The sequence below is a fragment of the Alkalihalobacillus sp. R86527 genome, assembly GCF_042466185.1.
In the GTDB taxonomy this organism is placed as follows: domain Bacteria; phylum Bacillota; class Bacilli; order Bacillales; family Guptibacillaceae; genus Guptibacillus.
In genome coordinates, this window is the sequence record NZ_JAXHBW010000001.1 from 1,733,155 (window position 1) to 1,756,130 (window position 22,976).

Sequence of the window (22,976 nt, forward strand, 5' to 3'; positions counted from 1 at the left end):
AAGAAACCTCGCCTAATGGCGAGGTTTTTTGATTAATCTTCAATTGGATTTTTGTTTTCATCTAATGTAAACCCTTCTCCGAGGACGTCGTGCACATCATTAACGGCCACGAAGGCATGAGGGTCCACTTGGCGAATAATACTCTTCAGCCTCGAAAGTTCATTTCTTGCTACTACACAATACAGTACTTCCTTCTGGAGTCCTGAAAAGCTCCCTTTCCCATTTAGAACCGTTGCACCACGGTCCATCTCTTTCATAATCGTTTCAGCAATCTCCTTGTTATTTTCTGATATGATCATCGCTGCTTTAGCAGCGTATGCTCCTTGTTGAATGAAGTCTATTACTCTTGCTGCAATAAATACGGCTACTAGCGTATACATCGCTTCTTTATAATTTAAGTAAATAAGAGAGAAAGCAATTACACAAAAATCAAAGACAAACATGGTGCGACCCATACTCCAGCCGGCATATTTAAAACCGAGCCTTGCAATGATGTCTACACCTCCAGTGGTTCCACCGTATCTGAATATAATGCCTAACCCTAGTCCGATAAAAACCCCAGCAAATAAAGCAGCGAGCGTCATGTCATCATGTAGAGGAATCGAAAGGGCAGAGTAACGTTGGAAAATCCATAAAAAAACGGATAACGCGACTGTTCCTACCAAGGTATAAATAAATGATTTTCTACCTAGCAAACGCCATCCTATAAAAAACAATGGTATATTCAACACCAAGTTAGAAATAGCAGGGTCTATATTAAATAGAAAATAGAGCAAAAGGGTTATTCCTGTAAAGCCCCCTTCAGCTAAGTTGTTTTCCATATTAAAATGAACGAGTCCAAAAGCAAAAATAGCAGAGCCTAATAAAATGAAGATAACATTCTTCGTACGAATTCCTTCCATATCGATACACTCCTTTCCTTACATTACGGGCAACAGCACTTATTATAATCAAATATCGAGCCAACAGCAATTCGATTTTGGTATACTTTCTAAAGAGGCATTCTCACTAACATTGTTAAATATTTGTCAAACACTTGTCTTTTAGCTAACATAGTAGCAGATGAGAAAGGTGGAATCGCTCATGTCTGATAAGACGATTAAAGATATGCAAGAAGAAGTAGATCAATACATAAGTCAATTCAAAGAAGGCTATTTCAGTCCGCTTTCCATGTTAGCAAGAATGACCGAAGAGTTAGGAGAGCTTGCTAGAGAAGTTAACCATTACTATGGAGAGAAACCGAAGAAGAATAGCGAAACTGAAAGGTCCATGGAAGAAGAGTTGGGAGACCTTCTTTTTGTTTTAGCTTGTTTTGCCAATTCATTGGACATCGACATGGATGAAGCATTTGATCGTGTGATGACTAAATTCAATACAAGAGATAAAGATCGTTGGACGAAGAAAGAAGAGGAGAGTGGGTAGTATGGATATGGTAAAGATTGTAGTAGCAGGACCAAGAGGGAAAATGGGTAGCGAAGCAGTAAAGCTTGTTGATCGAACAGATCATTTCTCATTATCTGCTGTAGTGGATTCAAAACAATCTGGAGAGACTGTTAAAGATATCTCAGGACTACCGTCACTAGACGCACCAGTGTATACAGATCTCGATGTATGCTTATCTGAAGTTGAATGTGATGTTTTGATCGATTTAACGACGCCTGAGCATGGAAAGAAACATATGGAAATTGCGTTTCAACATCATGTACGACCTGTTGTAGGTACTACTGGCTTTTCCAATGAAGATGTTGAAAACTTATCTAAGCTAGCAGACGAAAAAGGAATTGGTGCAATAATCGCGCCTAACTTTGCGATAGGAGCTGTCTTAATGATGAAGTTTGCTTCGATGGCTGCAAAGTATTTTCCAGATGTTGAAATTATCGAACAGCACCATGATCGTAAGCTCGATGCCCCTTCAGGAACGGCAGTGAAAACAGCTAAAATGATTTCCGAAGTTCGTGAACAGAAAGAACAGGGTCATGAGGATGAAAAAGAAGATCTAAAAGGAGCTAGAGGTGCTGATTATGAAGGTATGAGAATTCATAGTGTGAGACTTCCAGGTCTTGTTGCTCATCAGGAAGTGTTATTCGGTGGTGAAGGTCAGACGCTCAAGATCCGTCATGATTCCATGCATAGAGGTTCCTTTATGCCAGGGGTACAGCTTGCTGTTGAAACTGTATTGAAAATCGATCAGTTGGTATACGGGCTTGAGAATATAATGGAATAGGGGATGATCTAATGAATATCGCCTTGATTGCTCACGATAAAAAGAAAGATGACCTAGTTCGTTTTGCATTAGCGTACAAACAAATATTAGATCCTCACACGCTTTATGCGACTGGAACGACAGGAAAACGCATTATCGATGAAACAGGGTTAACGGTTCACCGCTTTCAATCTGGTCCTTTAGGTGGGGATCAGCAGATTGGTGCCATGATTGCAGAAAATGCCATGGATGCGATCATTTTCTTTCGTGACCCATTAACGGCGCAACCTCATGAACCAGATGTAACTGCGTTGATTAGGCTATGCGATGTATACGATGTTCCCCTAGCAACAAATATGGGAAGCGGAGAGATCCTTGTACATGCTTTGAGTAGAGGAGAACTGGATTGGAGAGAAATTGTACATGGAAGAAATACAGAAACTTGATATTTTAGCATTTGGCGCACATGCCGATGATGTAGAAATTGGGATGGCTGGTACATTGAAGAAACTAGCGGATAGTGGCAAGCGAACTGGGATATGCGACTTAACAGAGGCAGAGTTATCTTCTAATGGAACGGTTCTGCAAAGAAAGCAAGAAGCAAAACTAGCTGGTAAGATTCTGACGGTTTTAGGTCGCTATAACCTCGGTCTACCTGACCGAGGACTTCATGTGAATGAGGAATCATTGAAAAAGTGTGTTGAGCTTATTCGAGCAGTGCAACCCTCTACAGTATTCATCCCATACTTTGATGATCGTCATCCCGATCACGGTCATGCTGCTAAATTAGTAGAAGAAGCTGTATTCTCAGCAGGTATTCGAAAATACAACCCCGAGTTAGGAAATGCTCACAAAGTGAAACGAGTTTACTATTATTTTATTAACGGGTTTCATAAACCACAGTTTACAATAAATATTACGGAGCAAATCCACGCAAAAAAGCAAGCTTTAGAAGCTTATGAAAGTCAATTCGTCCTTACCGGAGATCGAGTTGAAACACCATTAACAAACGGGTATGTTCAAAAGATAATCGACCGAGAATATCTTTATGGAAAAGAATCTGGAGTTGATTATGCTGAAGGATTCATTTCTAAGAACATGCTATGTATGGAAGAGATACCGTTAGAATAGGAGAAAGAATATGAAGCTAAAAATCGGCATTACGTGCTATCCAACAGTAGGGGGCTCAGGAGTAATTGCAACTGAGCTTGGAAAAATGCTTGCTGAAAAAGGACATGAAGTGCATTTTATTACAAGTAGTGTCCCGTTTAGGCTGGATACATTTCATCCAAATATATTTTTCCATGAGGTAGAGGTTAATCAATACGCCGTTTTTCGTTATCCACCCTATGATTTAACACTAGCTAGCAAAATGGCTGAAATTATACAACGCGAGAATCTAGATCTTCTTCATGTCCACTATGCTGTTCCTCATGCTGTATGCGCATTTCTTGCTAAAGAAATGGTGGGAGGAAATGTGAAAATCGTAACGACTCTCCACGGGACAGATATTACTGTATTAGGATACGATCCATCTCTAACACAGCTGATTCGATTTGGTATCGAGAAGTCAGATTGTGTTACCGCTGTTTCTAGGGATCTTGTTAGACAAACACATGAGCTTTTGGAGACAGACAAGCCGATTGAGACGGTTTACAACTTTGTCGATGAAAGGGTTTATTATCCTAAGCGACGCGAGGATTTACGGATTGGATATGGTATTAAAGAGGAAGAAAAAGTGATTGTTCATATATCTAATTTCAGAGGTGTGAAACGAGTTCCTGATGTAATAAATGTATTCGATCAGGTGCAAAAAGAAATTCCTGCAAAGCTTCTTCTCATAGGAGATGGCCCAGAAATACAAGTAGCCTGCCGATTAGTAAAAGAACTCGGATTAGATGATAAAGTTAAATTTCTTGGAAAACAAGAGAATGTAGCTGAGATTTTATCAATTAGCGATTTAAAGCTACTCTTATCTGAGAAAGAAAGTTTTGGTCTCGTAGCTCTTGAAGCGATGGCTTGTGGCGTACCTGCTATAGGAACAAACATCGGTGGTATCCCTGAAGTGATCGAACATGATGTGAATGGTTATATTGCAGAAGTAGGTAACGTCGAAGAGATCGCTTCTTATGCACGTAAACTTTTATCTAATCAAGAACTACACCAAAAATTTAGCGAGGAATCGCTCAAAACAGTCAAAAGAAAATTTGCTTCTGAGTTAATACTAGAGCACTATGAATCTCTATACTACAAAACCATTCAGGAGGCGCTAGTTTGATTCGACTCGAAAGTGATACTGCTCGGAAGTGTCTCAAAGTGCTAAAACGCCTACAGGAAGCCGGGTACGAAGCTTTTATTGTTGGTGGAGCAGTTAGGGACCTTTTGCTAGACTTACCTGTTTCAGACTTCGATATTGCTTCATCTGCACATCCAAACGAAGTGGTGAACCTTTTTGAAAAGGTGATCCCAACTGGTGTGAAGCATGGAACAGTAACCGTCATCTTTGAGGATGAATCTTTCGAAGTAACCACGTTCCGTTCTGAAAAGAAGTATGACGACTTTCGTCACCCATCTGAAGTTACTTTTTTGAATCGGATCGATGAAGACCTAGCAAGGCGAGACTTTACGATAAATAGTATGGCCCTCTCAAGTAATGGGGAGATAGTAGATCCTTATCAAGGGAGAGATGATTTGAAGAGCGGAATTATCCGTACGGTGGGTCATCCTGATGAACGTTTTACTGAAGATCCACTCAGGATGTTAAGAGCATTGCGATTCTTAAGTGTTTTTTCGTTTCAATTCGAAGAAGAAACATTTCAGGCTATTAAGAAAAACGCATCACTGTTATCTCAGATAGCAGTTGAAAGAGTAACAGCTGAATTTAATAAACTACTTGCAGGTTCTGGTGTAGAGCAAGCTATGCAACGAATCCTCGAAACAGGGGTTTATGTTTATTTACCAGGCTTGCCACAGATGAAAGCTTACTTAGAGATTGGTATGAAAGTAAGTTTTTTGAAAACAGATGAAGAGCGATGGGCATGGTTAGCTTTTGAGAAAGAAGACCCTGTTTTCTTTTTGAAAAAGTGGCGACTATCGAACGATTTTATCAAAAAGGTGCAAAAGATTTTGAGTGTTAGTAGGACCGTTCAAATGGACGGATGGAATCGAGATACTGTCTATGCGGCACTTCCATTTGAGAGGGAGAGTGAACGCGTGCTAGCAGTTATGAACAATCGAATACCTACATATGAACATATTGATAACATTGCTTCAGCTCTTCCAATAACCTCTTCTGATATGGTAGCTGTAACAGGCGAAGATCTAATAGCATGGACAGGTCAAAAACCAGGCCCGTGGGTTGGAGAATGCCTTAAGCAGATCGAACAAGCAATTCTTAACGAAGAGATTACGAATGAGAAATCTAGCATTAAAAGGTGGCTTGAACATTGGCAGATTCAATAAGACAACGATTGCTGCAAATGCTTGAAGAGCATACTGACACGTATGTTTCAGGACAAATGATTAGTGAATCTTTGAATGTCTCACGCACTGCAATATGGAAACATGTTGCAGAGTTAAGGAAGAATGGATATGAAGTTGAGGCAATACAAAAGAAAGGGTATCGAATCTTGACTCGTCCGAATAGCCTTTCAAAAGAGGAAATTAGTTTGAAACTCAATACAGATCTTATAGGTAGGGAGATTCATGCCTATTCTTCTGTTGAGACAACTCAATTTATTGCTCACAATCTAGCTCATAGTGGAATACAGCATGGGGCGATTGTCGTTGCAGATGAGCAGACTGCTGGTAAAGGAAGATTGGGTAGATCGTGGCACTCTCCAAAAGGTAGCGGGATTTGGACGAGCATCATTCTTCGACCAAAGTTACCTCCTCAACGTGCGCCTCAATTCACGTTGATTGCTGCAGTGAGTGTTGTTCAAGCAATAAGAAAGCAAACTGGGCTAGAAGCTGAAATCAAATGGCCGAACGATATTTTGATTAATGGGAAGAAGGCAGTGGGAATTCTTACTGAGTTACAGGCCGAAGCTGACCAAATCAAGTCCGTGATCATTGGGATGGGTATCAATGTAAATGCCGGCCAAGAAGATTTCCCATCAGATTTAACGACGGCTACTTCCCTTAAAATCGAAAGTGGTGAAGACGTTAATCGTGCCGCTCTACTAGCAGCGATATTGAATGAACTAGAAGGGCTGTATGCGGAATATATGGAAAATGGGTTTCGTATGATCAAGCTTTTGTGGGAAAGTTATGCGATTAGTCTAGGGAGGAAAATCAAAGCAAGAACCTTGAATGGAGTGATTGAAGGTTTAGCGAAAGGGATTACCGAGGAGGGTGTGCTATTACTCGAGTCTAGTGACGGAGAGGTTCATCATATTTATTCAGCTGATATTGAAATCTGTTGATTCATTTTCCACAAACCTTCATTAATCTGCTATACTACAGGTGTAAGGGCGGTATCTTTGATAAAGAACCGCACCATGTAAGGATTAAACCAACATATTCTGCCTTGATCCGTAACGGACTAGGACAGAGGGATGAAACCGATAAGTAACCTCCTGGATCGTGGAGTGTTGCGGTATGCCTGTGTGAACTCACTGGCCGATTAGGGTACCCCTGTCAACCGTTAACTTCGTCCAGGAGTTTTTAGTGCGGTTTTATATTCCTCTAAAAAAGGAGGAGTAAGAAATGAAAACAACAGCTGATTTCAAAAAAATGAAACAAAACAATGAGCCAATCGCCATGTTGACCGCGTACGATTATCCTACCGCAAAGCTTGCAGAAGAGTCAGGAATCGATATGTTACTAGTTGGAGATTCTGTAGGTATGGTCGTACTTGGCTATGATTCTACTGTTCCTGTAACGATGGACGATATGGTTCTTCATACAAAAGCCGTTGATAGAGGAGCACGTAATACGTTTATTGTAAGCGATTTACCTTTTCTAACTTATCATAGTACTACGAGTGAGACGTTAGCTCATGCAGGTCGATTAATGCAAGAAGCTGGGGCAGATGCTGTAAAGCTTGAGGGTGCTGGAGAGGTGATCACTCACATTGCGAAACTCACTTCAGCTGGCGTCCCTGTGATGGGCCACTTAGGGCTCACACCACAGTCTGTAGGTGTGCTTGGCGGGTATAAGGTTCAGGCTAAGGGTAGTGAGGAAGCCGCTCAGCTACTAGAAGATGCGAAAGCGATCGAACATGCAGGAGCTTTTGCTCTTGTTCTTGAATGTGTGCCTCAGCAGTTAACAGAGGTTGTTGCGAACGAGCTTACTATTCCAGTTATCGGAATAGGAGCAGGTGTACAGGCAGACGGTCAAGTACTCGTCTATCATGATTTAATCGGTTATGGGAGTGGGCATGTGCCTAAGTTTGTGAAGCAGTATGCGCAAATAAGCGAAACGATTTCACATTCTATTCATTCTTATATAGAAGATGTCAAAAAGCAATCCTTTCCTGAGCAAAAGCATTCTTTTAATATGAAAGAAGAACAGCTCGCTTCTATGTATGGAGGGGAGAAGTCATGAAAATTATTTCAGGCATAAAAGACATGCAAATAGAAGCAAAAAAACAAATGAAACTTGGTCATTCGATAGCGTTTGTTCCTACGATGGGCTTTCTTCATGAAGGACACATAAGCCTTGTTGAAGCAGCTAGAAAACAAAACCACATTGTCGTAATGAGTGTATTTGTTAACCCTCTTCAATTTGGCCCAAATGAAGACTTCGATCGTTATCCAAGAGATATAAAGCGTGATGAGGAGCTAGCGAGAGAAGCTGGTGTAGATATTTTGTTTTATCCTCATGTCAGTGAGATGTACCCGGATGATCGGACGACTACTCTAACTGTAAATAGGAGGGTCGATACCCTTTGTGGTGAATCTCGACCTGGTCATTTTGATGGAGTAGCAACAGTTGTACTTAAGTTGTTTCAAATCGTGTTACCAGATCGTGCATATTTTGGATTGAAGGATGCACAACAAGTCGCTGTTATTACAGGTTTAGTTGAAGACTTTAACGTACCCGTTGAAATTGTCCCTTGTCCAATCATTAGAGAGAGCGACGGGCTAGCGAAAAGTTCGCGCAACGTGTACCTCACACCCTCAGAGCGATCGGATGCCTCAGAGCTTTCAAATAGCTTGCGAGCAGCGAAAGAAGCGGTTAACAATGGGGAATCAACCGCTCATGAAATCAAGAAACTAGTAGAATCCAAGCTACAAGAAACTGTCGGTACTATTGACTATGTAGAGGTGCTCTCCTATCCAGAATTGAAACAGATTGAAACTATAGATGAAGATATCATTGTTGCTGTTGCAGTGCAGTTCTCAGCAGCAAGACTTATTGATAATGTCATTATTACAAGAAGTGGAATACCGATAGGAGTGTAATCAGAATGTTCTTAACGATGATGAAGGGTAAAATCCATCGAGCAAGAGTTACAGAAGCAAACCTAAACTATGTTGGTAGTATAACGATTGACGAGGATATTATCGAAGCTGTTGGGATGTTGCCGAATGAAAAAGTTCAAATCGTAAATAATAATAATGGTGCAAGGTTAGAAACTTACATCATACCAGGAGAAAGAGGATCCGGGGTAGTGTGTTTAAATGGTGCAGCAGCAAGACTTGTGCAGCCAGACGATATTGTCATTATCGTTGCATATGGCATGATGACGGAAGAAGAAGCAAAGCTTTTCACACCTCGCGTAGCGATTATGAATGAACACAATGAAATTGTAGATATGATCGGAGCAGAACCTGCTTCAACCATTTTATAGTCGAAAAAGCTCTGGAAACATATCCAGAGCTTTTCTTTATCGAAATTATTTTCCGTTCTACATAAAAAGTGATAAAGTTATACAGGTGAGAGTAAGGTTTAAAGCAACTGGAGTGAAACGAATGAACCGCTATACAGTTATAGATTTTGAAACGACGGGAAATTCTCCAAAAAATGGAGACCGAATCATACAAATTGGTTTGGTTGTTATTGAAGAGGATGAGATTGTAGATCGGTACTCATCTTTTGTTAATCCTGAACAGCCATTGCCAGCATTTATTCAACAATTAACAGGAATTACTGACGAAGATCTAAAAGATGCTCCACTTTTTGAGGAAGTAGCTCCAGAGCTACTAAAACGACTGGATGGCGCTTATTTTGTTGCGCATAATGTAAGGTTTGATTTGAACTTTATGAATGCGGAGCTTGATGAGAGCGGGTATGAACCATTTTCAGGACCTGTTCTCGATACTGTAGAGCTTGCAAGGATCTTTCTTCCTCAAGCAGAAGCTTATAAATTATCATGGTTAGCCGATTATCTTGCTATTGAGCATAATAATCCACATCAGGCAGATAGTGATGCCGAGGTTACGGGTGAATTACTTCAGTATTTATTCAATAAGCTTGAGTCCCTGCCTATCGTGACGTTGAAGCAGTTAGCAGAGCTGAGTCCGAGGCTATTTAGTGACTTGGAAACCATCCTTCAGGAGTTAGTGAAAACGAAAGAAAAATCTATTGAACCTGAAGGGGATTTTGAAATCTTTCGCGATATAGCGTTAAAGATACAAGCGGAAGCAAAAGAAGCTGAACCATTAAAAGAAGTGATTCCATTTCAAACGATTCAGCAAAACCTGGATACTACCATGGCCAATATCATTCCAGGGTATGAAACACGAGATGGGCAGAATGACATGATGAGAAGTGTTGCGGATGCTTTTGAGTCGAACCATCATGTATTGATAGAAGCTGGAACGGGGATTGGGAAGTCATTAGGTTACCTATTGCCTGGAGTTGCACATGCAAAGAACACACGTAAACCAGTCGTCGTAAGCACACATACCATCCAGCTACAAGAGCAATTACTTCAGCGTGACATACCGTTTTTAAAAGAAATTTTACCATATGATTTTGAAGCAACAGTTCTAAAAGGTAGAAGCAATTATCTCGATATGACGAGGTTTGAACAACAGTTATTTCAATTTGAAGATAACAATTATGACACCATTTTAACGAAAGCCCAGATATTAGTGTGGCTACTTGAAACAGAGTATGGTGATGTGGAAGAGCTTAACCTTTCAAGTGGAGGTAAACTTTTCTGGCAGCAAGTGAAAAGTGATGCAACCGTATCAGCAAATCACCGCTCCCCGTGGTTTTCTCGGGACTTTTACCATCGTCGAAAGCGTCTTGCTATGAGTGCTGACCTCATAATAACGAACCATGCACTCTTGTTTAGTGATTTGATCAACGACCATCAGCTTTTACCAGCGTATCAGCAGGCAATCATCGACGAGGCTCATCATCTAGAAGATATTGCAACTGAGTTCTTTGGAGTGAAAACAGACTATTTTTCCATCTTGCAAGGGTTTGTAAGGATGGGATTGAAAGATGGAGATGGTCTGTATGGCAAAACGATTGGTATTCTAAAAGACGTTGGTGTTGAAGTACATGAAATTACAACGGAAATTGAAACGTATGTAAAAACCATTTTGTCAGATCTTGATGAGCTTTTCAGAATGTTGCATCGGTACGTTCAGAAGAATATCAATCGATCAAATGAAATTGGCCGATTAAGTTACCGACTAGCCGAAGAAAACGGCACGTCATGGGATGCCATTCAAGAAGCAGCTCATAGACTTGTTTTTTATTTAAAAGATCTAGATAAGTTATTAATAAAGATCGAAAAGGAATTGGACTTGAATGAGGAAGAATTATCACGTGAGCAAATTAATGCTGGGGCAGATTTTAAAGGGTTACATGCATCAGTTCTAGAAGAGCTAGCCAAAATTGACTATTTATTGTTGCAAGACAAATCGAATGACGTAAAGTGGGTAGAGATTGATCCGAAAGGTGCGATTAATTCAGCGTTTCTTTTCAGTCGACCTGTAGAAGTTGGCGAGTTGTTATCGGAAGAATATTTCGGGAAAAAGAAAAGCATTCTTCTTACCTCTGCAACATTGACAGTCCGTAATTCTTTCGATTTCATTATCAAACGACTTGGACTAGAAGAATATGGGCCCAATACGTTTCGATATGAGTCTCCGTTCAATTATTCTGAACAAGCTAGGTTAATGATTCCGACAAACCTACCTATGATTAAAGATGTATCTGACCATCAGTTCGTCGATCATATCACCGAAGCAATATTGAAAATTGCGAGGGTTACAAGGGGAAGAATGCTCGTTTTATTTACGTCCTATGATATGCTTCGAAAAGCTCATTTAAAAATGAAAGAGCTCATGAAGGATGATGACTTAACCTTGATAAGCCAGGGAGTAGACAGTGGGAGTCGTGTACGATTAACGAAGAACTTTAAAGAAAGCGATGATGCGATTTTATTTGGTACGAGTAGCTTCTGGGAAGGTGTCGATATACCTGGGGAAGATCTCAGCTGTCTTGTTATCGTTCGTCTGCCTTTTTCTCCGCCTGATAACCCGGTTTTTCAAGCAAGGTCTGAGAAGCTAAAGCATGCTGGAGGTAACCCCTTTATGGAGCTTTCTTTACCTGAGGCGATCATAAGATTTAAGCAAGGATTTGGTCGTCTTGTTAGGTCTCAAAAAGACAGAGGAGCGGTTTTTGTCTTTGATAAAAGAATCGTTTCTACACGGTATGGGAGCTTGTTTGTAAAGTCATTACCTGATGTCCCTATGCTTAAGGGAGATGTTGATGAACTTGTGGACGAACTTGATCTCTGGTTATAAATAAAGGTTTCTTCACACACTACTTTTAGGGGTGGTAGTGTGATGAAAAAAATGATGATAGTAACCTTTTTACTCTTCGTTCTATCGATCAATACAGGTAGTTCAAACGCACCTATACAATCAGTAGATCTAAATTTAGAAAATCAAGAAATTGCGATTACATTCTTCGACTTATCAATAGGGGAAGCTATTCTAGTCCAGGATCCGATAGGTGGAAACGTGTTAATAAACACCGGTAGTTCTTCATCTGAAAAAGAGTTGATCGAACGGTTGCAAATTTACCAGGTAAAGGAAATAAATGAAATTTGGTTAACAAATGCTGATGAAGCTTATTCTGGGAATATCAATTCTTTACTTCGTTATTTCAATGTGAAAGAGATCATTGCACCTAAGCGGCTTGTGGAATCGTTGATACAGAAAATACCTTCGCAAACCAAGGTGAGTAATTTAAAGGTAAATGAGTCGATTGAAATTGTTGAAGGTGCAGCGATCGATATCCTTCATATATCTAAGGCAGGAGTAGCAACATTTATGCTATCCTTAGGTAGTCAAGACTTATTGGTGATGGGTGAGACTGATCGAGAGCTTGAAGAAGAAATTGTGAATTCTGGAAAAACCGCTGAAGTATTGAAAGTTGCGAACTTTGGTAGTGATGTAGGAACAACTTCTCAGTTCTTGCATGCGATCAATCCTCAAATGGCCGTCATCTTTCGTCACAAGAAAATAGACATAAGTGAGTCTGTTCTCGAACGCCTCAGTGAAAATTGGACTGAGGTATATTATCCATATCGAATAGGTAGTGTTACAATTCGGATGCAAGAGGATGGGTATGATGTGATCACCATCCCAACCAAGTCGACGCCACCAGGGCATTGAAGAATAAGTATTGCAAAAACCACGAACTTATTTAAAAATAAGGTAAGGTTGTTATGTAAAACATAAAAGCCTGCGTCAAACGCAGGCAATTGTTGGATAGTGGGGCGAGTATTACGGTTTGCACCGTTCCCGCTTTTGCGGTACTTATAGTTTGTCACGAAGAATCCAAACTATAAGTAGCAAATATTTGCGTTGATGGAATATCCAAACTAAATAGGGAGATGACACGAGTGGAGAGTAATATCGAAGTATTATCGACAGTAAAAGTAACAAAATCCCTTGATATTTACAAAATCGTAGACGCGTTAAATCGAACGTTGAAAGAAAGGGATTTAATGTTTGGTCTGGCCCTTGATGAAGAGGATCAGGAAAAAATGGTCTTTACTATATATCGTACATAAATAGGGTGTTCGTATGCGAATTTTGGGGATTATATTAGTTTTAGTTTTTGGTGTAGGGATTTGGCAGGCTTTCTCCTTTTATCATTCTATAAATGAAAGCCCTGATCAGCTAGAAGAGAAAGCTAAACAGGTTGCAGGATTAAATAAAGTGGATGAAACCATCCACTACCATGGTACAAATGGTGCTTATGTGGTGTTCAAAGGGAAAGATAAAGACGAAGATGACGTATATAGCTGGGTCCCTGAAAAAAAGGGCTCTACTGTTACAAAAAAAGCAGATGAAGGTGTCACTTCAAACGTTGTAAAGTCTAATTTAACCGAACGATTTTCGCCATCAAAAATCATTAGTATTAAGCCTGGAATCGAAGTTAATCAAGAGGGAAAAGAAGTACTCGTATGGGAAGCAACGTTTGTGGATGAAAATGACCGATATACGTTTGCCTACTATTATTTCAGTAACGGTGAATACTGGCGCTCAAGAAGCATTAAACAAAGTTAAGGAATACGAAGGAGGAAGAGTGGGATGAAACTATCTAACAGAGTGGCGGCACTTACGCCTTCTGCCACACTAGAAATTACAGCTAAAGCAAAAGCATTGAAAGAAGAAGGTCACGATGTGATTGGTCTTGGAGCTGGTGAGCCTGATTTTAATACACCAGATCATATTCTTTTAGCTGCTGAAAATGCAATGAAAGATGGACTAACGAAATATACGCCATCAGGTGGAATTCTTCCCCTTAAGAAAAGTATCATCAATAAATTCGAGAAAGACCAGAACATAGCGTATACACCTGAAGAAGTGATTGTGTGTACAGGAGCTAAGCACGCTTTGTATACCCTTTTTCAAGTTATCCTTGATGAAGGTGATGAAGTAATCATACCAACGCCATATTGGGTGAGCTACCCTGAACAAGTAAAATTAGCAGGTGGTAAACCTGTATATGTTGAAGGTAAGGAAGAAAACGAGTTTAAGGTGTCTGTTGAACAACTCAATGAAGTTGTTACATCAAAGACGCAAGCGATCGTGATCAATTCTCCTTCTAATCCAACAGGATCCATCTATACTCAAGAAGAGCTGGAGAAAATCGGAGCTTTCTGTCTCGAAAATAATATTCTCATTATTTCTGATGAAATTTATGAGAAGCTTGTTTATGAGGGTGAGAAACACACATCGATCGCTCAACTTTCAGATGAGTTGAAAGAGCAAACAGTCGTGATCAATGGGGTATCAAAATCTCATTCGATGACAGGTTGGAGAATAGGGTACGCAACAGGGAATAAAAAAATCATTAAAGCAATGACGAACCTAGCGAGCCATTCAACATCAAATCCAACATCTATCTCTCAATATGCAGCACTTGCAGCTTACGAAGGAACTCAGGAACCTGTTGAGACGATGAATAAGGCATTTGAAGAGAGGCTAAATATTGTACATCAGCGTTTGAGTGAGATTCCTGGTTTTACATGTGTGAAGCCAAAAGGTGCATTTTATCTTTTCCCAAATGCGAAAGAAGCCGCGAAAACGACTGGCTTCGATACAGTAGATGCGTTTGTTAAAGGTTTGTTAGAAGAAGAAAAGGTTGCGCTAGTGCCTGGATCAGGGTTCGGGTCACCAGACAATGTTCGTCTTTCGTATGCGACTTCTCTAGATGTGATCCTTGAGGCGATAACGCGAATTGAACGATTTGTAACATCTAAACAAACGTCAGCAGTTTAAGCATGTTGTTCAAGCAAGAGTGGACAGGTATAATACTAAGTGATTAAGAAAAAGGGGCTATTTATAATGAAGTGTATGGCCCGCACGTTTCTATATAAGTTGGAGGGAATTAAGCAGTGAAAACGACGATTTCAAACGTAAATAAAAAAGTCGAACAAACCGTAACGATAGGAGCATGGCTACATAATAAGCGCTCTAGCGGTAAGATTCAGTTCTTACAGCTTCGAGACGGTACAGGATTTATTCAAGGAGTCATGGTGAAGAAGGAAGTAACAGAAGAAGCGTGGGAAGCAGCAAAGGGACTTACGCAAGAATCATCTGTTTGGGTTACAGGAACTGTTAGAGAAGACGATCGTTCACAATCAGGTTATGAATTAACCGTTACGGATATTGAATTAATTCACGAAGCGGTCGATTACCCGATCACTCCGAAAGAACACGGAACAGAGTTTCTTATGGACAATCGTCACCTCTGGATCCGTTCTCAACGTCAAAACGCGATTCTACGTATTCGTAATGAAATCATTCGTGCAACTTACCAATTCTACAATGAGAATGATTTCGTGAAAATTGACCCTCCTATTCTGACAGGGAGCTCAGCGGAAGGTACAACTGACCTGTTCCACACGAAGTATTTTGAAGAAGATGCTTATCTTTCTCAAAGTGGTCAACTGTACATGGAAGCAGCCGCTATGGCTTTTGGAAGAGTTTTTTCATTTGGACCAACGTTCAGAGCAGAAAAGTCAAAAACACGTCGTCACCTTATTGAATTTTGGATGATCGAACCAGAAATGGCATTCATGGACCACGAGGAAAGCCTTGAAGTTCAAGAACAATTTGTAAGCTTCCTTGTGAAGTCTGTGCTTGAGAATTGCCAGATCGAGTTAAAGACACTAGGACGCGATGTAGCGAAGCTTGAAGCGATTCAGGCTCCTTTCCCTCGTATTTCTTATGATGATGCAATTACGTTATTGAAGGAAAAAGGATTTACTGATATCGAATGGGGAGAAGACTTCGGTGCACCTCATGAAACGGCTATCGCAGAAAGCTTTGAGAAGCCGGTCTTCATTACGAACTATCCTAAGGACATTAAAGCATTCTATATGAAGCCTCATCCAGAACGTGAAGAAGTCGTTCTTTGTGCAGACTTGATTGCTCCTGAAGGATATGGAGAGATTATCGGTGGAAGTCAGCGGATCGATGATCTTGCTCTTATGGAAAAGCGTTATGAAGAGCATGGTTTAACTGACGAAGCTTATAAATGGTATCTAGAACTACGTAAATACGGATCTGTTCCACATTCTGGCTTTGGACTAGGACTAGAGAGAACAGTTGCATGGCTTTCTGGCGTCGAGCACGTTCGTGAAACCATTCCGTTCCCTAGACTTTTAAACAGATTGTATCCGTGATAAACTAACAATGCTTGGGCGCTTCTTTCATAGTGAAGGGAGCGTCTTTATATGAGAAGATTGCCGTATTTTTTTATATTGGTTTAAAGGGAAACATTGAAAACGATCAATCGATGGTTTTCTCCCCATCACAAAATGCCGGCATGCTATAATGAAAGGTAGAGGTGGATGGGATGAAGAAAGAACATATAATTCAATTGTTAAACGGAGGACATGTTTCAATACCGAGGCTATTATTAAACCATTATGCTACAGTAGGACTTCATGAGGAAGACTGCTTCTTTTTAATCAAGTTGCATGGTTTTATAGAGCACGGTAATTCATTTCCAACTCCTGAGGAGCTTGCGTCAGAAATGACGTATACACCTCAAACGTGCATGGATAAAATACAACAGCTCATGCAAAAAGGCGTTTTAACAATTGATGAACATCGTGATGAAGTAAAAGGCTATTATTCCGAAGCCTATTCGCTACTCCCACTTTGGGAACGAATTTTTACGAAGTTAGAGCAGCAAGAAGCTGAAACAAAAGCTGAAAAAAATGCACAGAATGAAGAGAGTTTATATACCCTTTTTGAACGTGAATTTGCGCGACCTCTTTCTCCGATCGAATGTGAAACACTCGGTATGTGGATTGATGGAGATAAACATGAACCAGAACTTATCAAAGCGGCATTAAAAGAGTCAGTACTTGCAGGCAAGCTAAACTTCAGATATATTGATCGTATTTTGTTCGAATGGAAGCGAAATAATATCCAAACTATCGATCAAGCAAGAGCTTACGGAGAGAAATTCAGAAAACGTCAATATGATAAAAAAACACCATCACCTAAATCTGAGAACACAACAAACTCGAGTGCTCCGATTTATAATTGGCTCGGTAAATAGGTAGTAAGGTGGTGAAACGGGGGTTAATCTCCCGTTTTTTTTACGTTAATGGAAGGAGGGCTACTGTTGTTAACAAAACCACAGATTCGAACTGTATTAGATTCAATGCAAGAAATGTTTCCTGATGCACACTGTGAGCTTCATCATTCTACACCATTTGAACTGACCATCGCGGTTGTTCTCTCTGCTCAGTGTACGGATGCACTAGTGAATAAAGTAACGCCTGGCCTTTTTGAAAAATACAAAAAGCCTGAGGATTATTTAAATGTTCCTATAGAGGAATTAGAAAACGACATTAGAAGGATAGGTCTTTTTAGAAACAAAGCAAAAAATATTAAGAAGCTTGCCCGTATGGTCATAGAAGAATATGGTGGAGAGCTTCCACAAGATCGGGATGAGCTCATGTCATTACCTGGCGTGGGGCGAAAAACGGCAAACGTGATTGCTTCTGTTGCCTTTGAATTACCTGCAATCGCAGTTGATACTCATGTGGAGAGAGTAAGTAAACGACTTGGAATTTGCAGGTGGAAAGATTCCGTACTTGAAGTGGAAAAAACGCTGATGAGGAAAATACCTAAAGAGGAATGGTCCGTCTCTCATCACCGATTTATTTTCTTTGGAAGATACCATTGTAGGGCGCAGTCACCTAAGTGTGAGATTTGTCCGTTGTTAGATCTATGTAGAGAAGGGCAAAAACGAATGAAACGGGTGCGAAATGGAAAATAAAGAAGTGATCCCGAGAGAACTCATGCATTCTTTATTTTTTGATGAATCCAATTGGCATGAAGAGTTTTTGAAAAGTAGTAAACGCAAACCATTCTATTACGAATTACGAGCAAGTCATACTAAAAATAGCAATCCATGGCATTCGCCAGAACCCTTTATCAAAGAATATTTTGAACGATGGAATGAAGTGGAGGGGCACATAGGTAAGCTGTTTTCTAGCAGGAATAAAGAAGAAGCTAGTATTGAAATGGTTTATCAAATTGGTTATTTTATGGAAACTTTGTTCTGGTTAAATGAAAAAATGGCTCTAGCTGGTGTGTGGCAAGAAAGATTTGCAAGTATTGAAATCGCCCCAATTAATGGGAAAGAACGATTGCAGTATGTGATCGATCACTATGATCATTACACATCTTTTGTACAGTTACGTGAGCTTGTCAATGAACTTCATAAAAAGTGGATGAGAAATGAAGCCATGAAAAAAAGCCAATCGGAATAAATCCGATTGGCTTTTAGTTATCAATTATTGTCAGGCATTAAATCGGTAAGAGAGGAGTCTTCGTTATTTTCTTCAGGCTTTGTGCCTTCACTTCCATTTCCTTGCCCCCCGTTATTTCCACTACCGCTTCCGTCATTGCCTTGATTGCCATTTCCCTGACCATTACCGGAACCGTCGTTACCGGATTCGTCATTGCCTGAGCCATCATTGCCATCGTTAGAGTTACCCTGGCCATTTCCTTCATTGCTTCCATCGCCTTGATTATCGTTTCCTTCACCTTGACCGTCCTGATCAGTTTCTTCATTTTCTTCTGTTTCAGGTTCAGGCTCTTCAGAAGCAGGAACTTTGACTGATGTTTCAGCTGGCTTAGAAGTAACTCCTGTATCTGAAACGATCGCTGTTACCTTAAATTTAAATTCACTTCCTGGAGATACATTATCCACAGAAAGAGCAGTATTGCTTGATTCTGAAATGGTAGCGTACTCTCCACCATCCACACTCATTTCTACTTTATATGTGTACTTTTTATCGCCACCGGGCTTCCAAGATAGTGAAATGCTTTTAGAAGCTTCGTCATATTGAGCAGATAAGTCTTTCACACCTTCAGGCTGCTGATATTTATCAGATGTCTTATCTGGCGTATGACCTTTCACGAATAGTTCATAAACGATTTTGTCTTTAGGTGTGTAATCGCTTGGTAATAAGCCTGTTTCTTTTTCCACACCGATTTCGACTACAGAGTCTGGTTTTTTGAAGTCTGCTGTATTGATTCCTTCTGATACTCTACTCATAATCTCTTTAAAGATGATCTTAGATGCATCATCTTCACCTTTACCAGAATCAAGGTAATGGCTATTAGGAGAGTTGAACCCAGTCCAAACTGCCATGGAATACTCAGTTGTATAACCAGCGAACCAAGCATCTCGTGTGATACCAGAAGTAGGGAACCCTTTAGATTCAACTACATCTTGAGGATGGTTCGTCGTACCTGTTTTCCCTGCTAGAGGTAAGCCAGATATTTTCGCATCAGTACCAGTACCGCTTTTCACAACGGTTTTCAGCATGTCTGTAACCATATAAGCTGTGTAGTCGTTCATCGCTTTGACTGATTCAGGCTCGAGGTTAATTTCTCGGCCGTCTGGAAATACAACTTTTCGTACCGTGTGTGGTTTGTTGAAATTCCCATTGTTACCAAATGCAGCATATGCACCAGCCATTTCGAGTGGAGAAGAGCCAAATGTTCCGATAGCAGCTGTTGGTACCATATTCTCGTCCTTAAGTCCAAGTCCAAGGTTATTAGCGAATTCCTTAGCAGGACCTTTGCCAACTTCAGTAAATGTATTGACTGCAGGTACGTTGTAAGACCACTCTAGCGCTTTTCTCATAGATACTTGTCCACGATATTTACGGTCCCAGTTCCTTATGGGTCGACCATCAATTTCTAGTTTTTCATCCTTAATCGATCTACCTGTTGACCACTGCATATTTTCTATAGCAGGGCCATATGAGATGATCGGCTTCGCGGTCGATCCTGTTTGAAGATTGTCCGTTGTTGCATACGGAATGACACTTTCATCTTTACGCGTTTCTCCGATCGCACGAACAGAGCCTGTCTTCGTATCGAGTAGGACTAGACCTGACCTCATATATTTATTTGTGTAATTATAGTTAGAAATAACATCGTTCGTAATTTCTTAAGCGTTCGTATCTAATGTCGTGTGAATTGTTAAACCGCCAGAGTAAATATCTTTCTCAGATATATCTTTTCTCTCCTGTAATTCTTTAACAACACGATCGATAAATACTTTGTATTGCTCACCTGTTTTGTCTTTATTACTTTGAACGACCATATCACTTACTTTGATTGCACTATATTTCTTAGCTTCTTCAGCTGTGATCACGCCTTGTTTCTTCATCAAGCTAAGAACAGTGTTTCTACGTTCTTCTGCCACTTCAGGATGGTCAAATGGGTCATATGCTGTGGGACGTTGAGGTAGCCCAGCAAGCAATGCTGCTTCTCCTGGAGTCAATTCATCTTCAGTGATGTTCTTGTCAAAATAAGTTTCTGCTGCATCTACTACTCCCCATGCACCATTTCCGAAATAAATTTTGTTCACGTACATTTCAAGGATTTGATCCTTTGTGTACTGTTGTTCTAATTTGATTGAGAGGTAAGCTTCTTGTACTTTACGCTCTAATGATTTTTCTGAAGTAAGTAGAGAGTTTTTAATAACTTGTTGTGTGATTGTACTTGCACCTTCTGCGCCGAAACCATTCTTAAAGTTGGCGAGGACTGCTCCACCGATACGACGAGGATCTATCCCGAAGTGTTTATAGAATCTCGTATCCTCTACAGAAATGAAAGCGTTTTTTACGACATCCGGAATCTCATCGATCTTGGCTACTTCTCTAGATTTACTTCCTGCTAATGTTTGAACCTCTTCATCGTCTCGATCGAGAATTACTGAAGATTGTGGATTCGCTAACGAATCTGGATCTAATTCAGGGGCATTGTTAATGTAAGCGATCGCTGTAATTCCTCCAACAGCGATACCGATCAAAAACAATACAACGAGAGAAAGTAGTATCTTCTTGAAAGTTCCCTTCTTCCCCTTTTTCTTTTTCCCTTTTTCTTTAGGGTTTTTCATTTTACGTCGTTCTTGACGAGAGTTATATTCACTCATACATATTCCTGCCTTTCAAACCAGTACTCTTTATAGGATTCGATAACATTCACTATTTTATGAATGCGGTTAAAACTAGCTATAATTGAAATACATTTTATCAATAATCTTCATATAGTCAATGCGTGGTTGAAAAGAATAGGGGATTTTAATCCCATTTCGTTCGATGTCTTCTTTTTTAATCGACTTTCTACCACCCTTTGTCATTTCACCCCAGTGCGTTAATAGATGTGAAGCATCATAGAAGAAAACTTCATCAGACGTTGAGAAGCGTAAAATGATAAAACAAATTCCATCATGATCAATAACTTGCTTCATATGAGTAATTTGATGTTCATGGAAGTTATTCAAAGGGAAAGACGTTTTATTTTTCGTTTCCTTTGCCTCGAAATCGATATATCTTCCTTTATATACCCCATTATAATCAGTAGTGGAAGCTTGTTTGAAATAAGCTTCTTTAATAACGGCGGCACTTCGTTTCGGGTAATCAACATTTACAATTTGAACGGGTGTTGGTTTTTTATGAATAACTGCTTTACCTACCGAGAGATAATAAGTATTACTTTTGTTAATGTCTTCTTCAAGAGTCATCCCGCGGTTGCTATATGATTTTTGTTTCTGACTTGCAAGCTGATTCTGAGCCGAAGGGACATACGGCTTTCCGTTCGGATATCGAATCGGCAATCTAACCATCCTTTCTGTAGAAGCTACTTCAACCATTCTACTCTAATTATAACGTCTTGCACGACTAAAATGTTTCAAGCAGGTGAAAAAAAGATTGAAAAAGAAGATGGAGCTAAATAAGACAGAGCTAATTAAATTGAAGAAAATAACTGCAAAAGGAAACAAAGATAATATTTCACGTACCGTATTTTATGAGGATTTTTTTAAGCGCAATCCTGAGATTAAATGGGCTTTCTTAGCATCGATGGTTTCAAGAAACGCGGGGTGGAGCATGGGAGACTTAAGAGGAAAATGGTTTGCTAAATTATTATCAGATGAACAAATTGGAACGTTGTTTCTTACATATGAACGGGCGAATTGGACGATTTTCGAGGATGCCTTTCCTCAGTTATTACTATATGAAGTAAGTAAACAGTCTAATTGCTCAATGATGTCAGCCTTGGCGGAATTCAATGTATCACCTTTTATGCAACAAGAATGGGAGACGTTCTTTGAATGTAAAGATGAAGAGCGGTTGATGAATGCATTAATTATTAATGAACAGCATGTAATTGAAAGACCAGTGTTATTGCATCATGCCTATGAAAAAAAGGTTTTTCATTCTTTCCTTTTTAATGTGCAGGAGTGGTTCCATTTTAGTACAGTTCTCTTTCCAACAAGACATGGAAAATTGTACGGCATAACTGTTAAGGGGTTTCGACATACGAAGAAAAGAGTGGAGTTAGGAAAAAAACTAGCAAAGCTATTGTTTCATCCACCTCTCTTTCCACACTTTTATGAATTTGCGATAAAGACTCCAGCTACTGGTAACCGGTACGATTATGAAAAGTATATGAGAAAAAGCAAAGAAGGACCGTTGTTGCGAGAAGCTTTTCCAATTGTATCTCATCATCAGAAAGAAAAAGTGGATTGGTTTAAAGGGAGAAATAAAATCTCATCGATGTTATCAAAAGAGGTTGACCTTCCAGGTACGATCGATCTTACAGAATGGTATGAAAAGAAAAGGAGTCAGATCAAAGTAGGGGTAGAGCTTGAGAATATATTTAAACCCAGGGGATAATTTGTATCCCCTGGGTTTTATGTTGAAGGTCGATCTGGTCCTTCTAGTTTCTTGTTTCCATAACCAGTTTTCGTTTCTTCTTGTGAAGGTTGTGTATTTCTTGCAGGTTTTTGTAACTTG

Annotated in this window: 24 protein-coding genes; 20 read left to right on the forward strand and 4 right to left on the reverse strand. The window is 39.9% G+C overall.

What is annotated here, in order from left to right; genetic code table 11:
* Positions 1 to 32 precede the first annotated feature (32 nt).
* On the reverse strand, positions 33 to 902 hold the full coding sequence (locus SJY16_RS08910) for a YitT family protein (protein ID WP_377888816.1): 870 nt from the start codon (positions 900 to 902) through the stop codon (positions 33 to 35).
* 181 nt (positions 903 to 1,083) lie between these two features.
* Here SJY16_RS08910 and SJY16_RS08915 point away from each other — a divergent pair, with 181 nt between their 5' ends.
* The 19 genes from SJY16_RS08915 to SJY16_RS09005 all read left to right on the forward strand — a co-directional run bounded on the left by SJY16_RS08915 (position 1,084) and on the right by SJY16_RS09005 (position 18,428).
* Complete coding sequence (locus tag SJY16_RS08915) at positions 1,084 to 1,422, forward strand: nucleotide pyrophosphohydrolase (protein ID WP_377888817.1); 339 nt, start codon at positions 1,084 to 1,086, stop codon at positions 1,420 to 1,422.
* Between the two features lies 1 nt (position 1,423).
* The gene (gene dapB / locus SJY16_RS08920) at positions 1,424 to 2,224 is read left to right on the forward strand and encodes a 4-hydroxy-tetrahydrodipicolinate reductase (protein WP_377888818.1); all 801 of its coding nucleotides are present in this window, start codon (positions 1,424 to 1,426) and stop codon (positions 2,222 to 2,224) included.
* An 11-nt stretch (positions 2,225 to 2,235) separates the two neighbouring features.
* Complete coding sequence (mgsA, locus tag SJY16_RS08925) at positions 2,236 to 2,649, forward strand: methylglyoxal synthase (RefSeq protein WP_377888819.1); 414 nt, start codon at positions 2,236 to 2,238, stop codon at positions 2,647 to 2,649.
* Entirely contained in the window at positions 2,636 to 3,334 is a 699-nt protein-coding gene (bshB1, locus tag SJY16_RS08930) for a bacillithiol biosynthesis deacetylase BshB1 (RefSeq protein WP_377892150.1), read from the forward strand. Before mgsA ends, bshB1 begins: the two co-directional genes overlap by 14 nt.
* A gap of 10 nt (positions 3,335 to 3,344) precedes the next feature.
* A complete protein-coding gene (bshA, locus tag SJY16_RS08935; protein WP_377888820.1) occupies positions 3,345 to 4,481 on the forward strand; it encodes an N-acetyl-alpha-D-glucosaminyl L-malate synthase BshA in 1,137 nt (378 codons plus the stop codon).
* On the forward strand, positions 4,478 to 5,665 hold the full coding sequence (locus SJY16_RS08940; protein WP_377888821.1) for a CCA tRNA nucleotidyltransferase: 1,188 nt from the start codon (positions 4,478 to 4,480) through the stop codon (positions 5,663 to 5,665). Before bshA ends, SJY16_RS08940 begins: the two co-directional genes overlap by 4 nt.
* A complete protein-coding gene (locus SJY16_RS08945) occupies positions 5,650 to 6,627 on the forward strand; it encodes a biotin--[acetyl-CoA-carboxylase] ligase (protein ID WP_377888822.1) in 978 nt (325 codons plus the stop codon). The genes SJY16_RS08940 and SJY16_RS08945 overlap by 16 nt, the downstream gene beginning before the upstream one ends.
* A 283-nt stretch (positions 6,628 to 6,910) precedes the next feature.
* Positions 6,911 to 7,750, forward strand: a complete 840-nt coding sequence (gene panB, locus SJY16_RS08950) for a 3-methyl-2-oxobutanoate hydroxymethyltransferase (protein WP_377888823.1) — start codon at positions 6,911 to 6,913, stop codon at positions 7,748 to 7,750.
* A complete protein-coding gene (panC, locus tag SJY16_RS08955) occupies positions 7,747 to 8,610 on the forward strand; it encodes a pantoate--beta-alanine ligase (RefSeq protein ID WP_377888824.1) in 864 nt (287 codons plus the stop codon). The genes panB and panC overlap by 4 nt, the downstream gene beginning before the upstream one ends.
* Positions 8,611 to 8,615: 5 nt before the next feature.
* Positions 8,616 to 8,999 carry an aspartate 1-decarboxylase gene (gene panD / locus SJY16_RS08960; RefSeq protein ID WP_377888825.1) on the forward strand — a complete coding sequence of 128 codons (384 nt, stop codon included), beginning with the start codon at positions 8,616 to 8,618 and terminating at the stop codon, positions 8,997 to 8,999.
* A 121-nt stretch (positions 9,000 to 9,120) separates the two neighbouring features.
* On the forward strand, positions 9,121 to 11,916 hold the full coding sequence (gene dinG / locus SJY16_RS08965) for an ATP-dependent DNA helicase DinG (RefSeq protein ID WP_377888826.1): 2,796 nt from the start codon (positions 9,121 to 9,123) through the stop codon (positions 11,914 to 11,916).
* 42 nt (positions 11,917 to 11,958) lie between these two features.
* A complete protein-coding gene (locus tag SJY16_RS08970) occupies positions 11,959 to 12,792 on the forward strand; it encodes a ComEC/Rec2 family competence protein (protein WP_377888827.1) in 834 nt (277 codons plus the stop codon).
* A 230-nt stretch (positions 12,793 to 13,022) separates the two neighbouring features.
* Positions 13,023 to 13,193: a YpmA family protein gene (locus tag SJY16_RS08975; RefSeq protein ID WP_224877917.1), complete on the forward strand. Its 171-nt coding sequence runs from the start codon at positions 13,023 to 13,025 to the stop codon at positions 13,191 to 13,193.
* A gap of 13 nt (positions 13,194 to 13,206) precedes the next feature.
* Positions 13,207 to 13,692: a cell wall elongation regulator TseB-like domain-containing protein gene (locus SJY16_RS08980; RefSeq protein WP_377888828.1), complete on the forward strand. Its 486-nt coding sequence runs from the start codon at positions 13,207 to 13,209 to the stop codon at positions 13,690 to 13,692.
* 24 nt (positions 13,693 to 13,716) lie between these two features.
* Positions 13,717 to 14,910 carry a pyridoxal phosphate-dependent aminotransferase gene (locus SJY16_RS08985; protein WP_377888829.1) on the forward strand — a complete coding sequence of 398 codons (1,194 nt, stop codon included), beginning with the start codon at positions 13,717 to 13,719 and terminating at the stop codon, positions 14,908 to 14,910.
* A gap of 116 nt (positions 14,911 to 15,026) precedes the next feature.
* Positions 15,027 to 16,319, forward strand: coding sequence for an asparagine--tRNA ligase (gene asnS, locus SJY16_RS08990; protein ID WP_377888830.1), 1,293 nt, complete (start codon positions 15,027 to 15,029; stop codon positions 16,317 to 16,319).
* Between the two features lie 173 nt (positions 16,320 to 16,492).
* Entirely contained in the window at positions 16,493 to 17,206 is a 714-nt protein-coding gene (locus SJY16_RS08995; RefSeq protein WP_377888831.1) for a DnaD domain-containing protein, read from the forward strand.
* A gap of 66 nt (positions 17,207 to 17,272) precedes the next feature.
* Entirely contained in the window at positions 17,273 to 17,932 is a 660-nt protein-coding gene (gene nth / locus SJY16_RS09000) for an endonuclease III (RefSeq protein WP_377888832.1), read from the forward strand.
* Entirely contained in the window at positions 17,922 to 18,428 is a 507-nt protein-coding gene (locus SJY16_RS09005) for a YpoC family protein (protein ID WP_377888833.1), read from the forward strand. The genes nth and SJY16_RS09005 overlap by 11 nt, the downstream gene beginning before the upstream one ends.
* A 20-nt stretch (positions 18,429 to 18,448) precedes the next feature.
* Here the strand turns inward: SJY16_RS09005 and SJY16_RS09010 are convergent, their stop codons facing one another.
* From SJY16_RS09010 to recU, 3 genes are all read right to left on the reverse strand, one after another.
* On the reverse strand, positions 18,449 to 20,074 hold the full coding sequence (locus SJY16_RS09010) for a penicillin-binding transpeptidase domain-containing protein (RefSeq protein ID WP_377888834.1): 1,626 nt from the start codon (positions 20,072 to 20,074) through the stop codon (positions 18,449 to 18,451).
* A 48-nt stretch (positions 20,075 to 20,122) separates the two neighbouring features.
* A complete protein-coding gene (locus tag SJY16_RS09015; RefSeq protein WP_377888835.1) occupies positions 20,123 to 21,112 on the reverse strand; it encodes a transglycosylase domain-containing protein in 990 nt (329 codons plus the stop codon).
* A gap of 75 nt (positions 21,113 to 21,187) precedes the next feature.
* Positions 21,188 to 21,796, reverse strand: coding sequence for a Holliday junction resolvase RecU (gene recU / locus SJY16_RS09020; protein WP_377888836.1), 609 nt, complete (start codon positions 21,794 to 21,796; stop codon positions 21,188 to 21,190).
* Between the two features lie 94 nt (positions 21,797 to 21,890).
* Between recU and SJY16_RS09025 the strand changes: the two genes are divergently transcribed.
* Positions 21,891 to 22,856, forward strand: coding sequence for a DUF2515 family protein (locus SJY16_RS09025; RefSeq protein ID WP_377888837.1), 966 nt, complete (start codon positions 21,891 to 21,893; stop codon positions 22,854 to 22,856).
* Positions 22,857 to 22,976 lie beyond the last annotated feature (120 nt).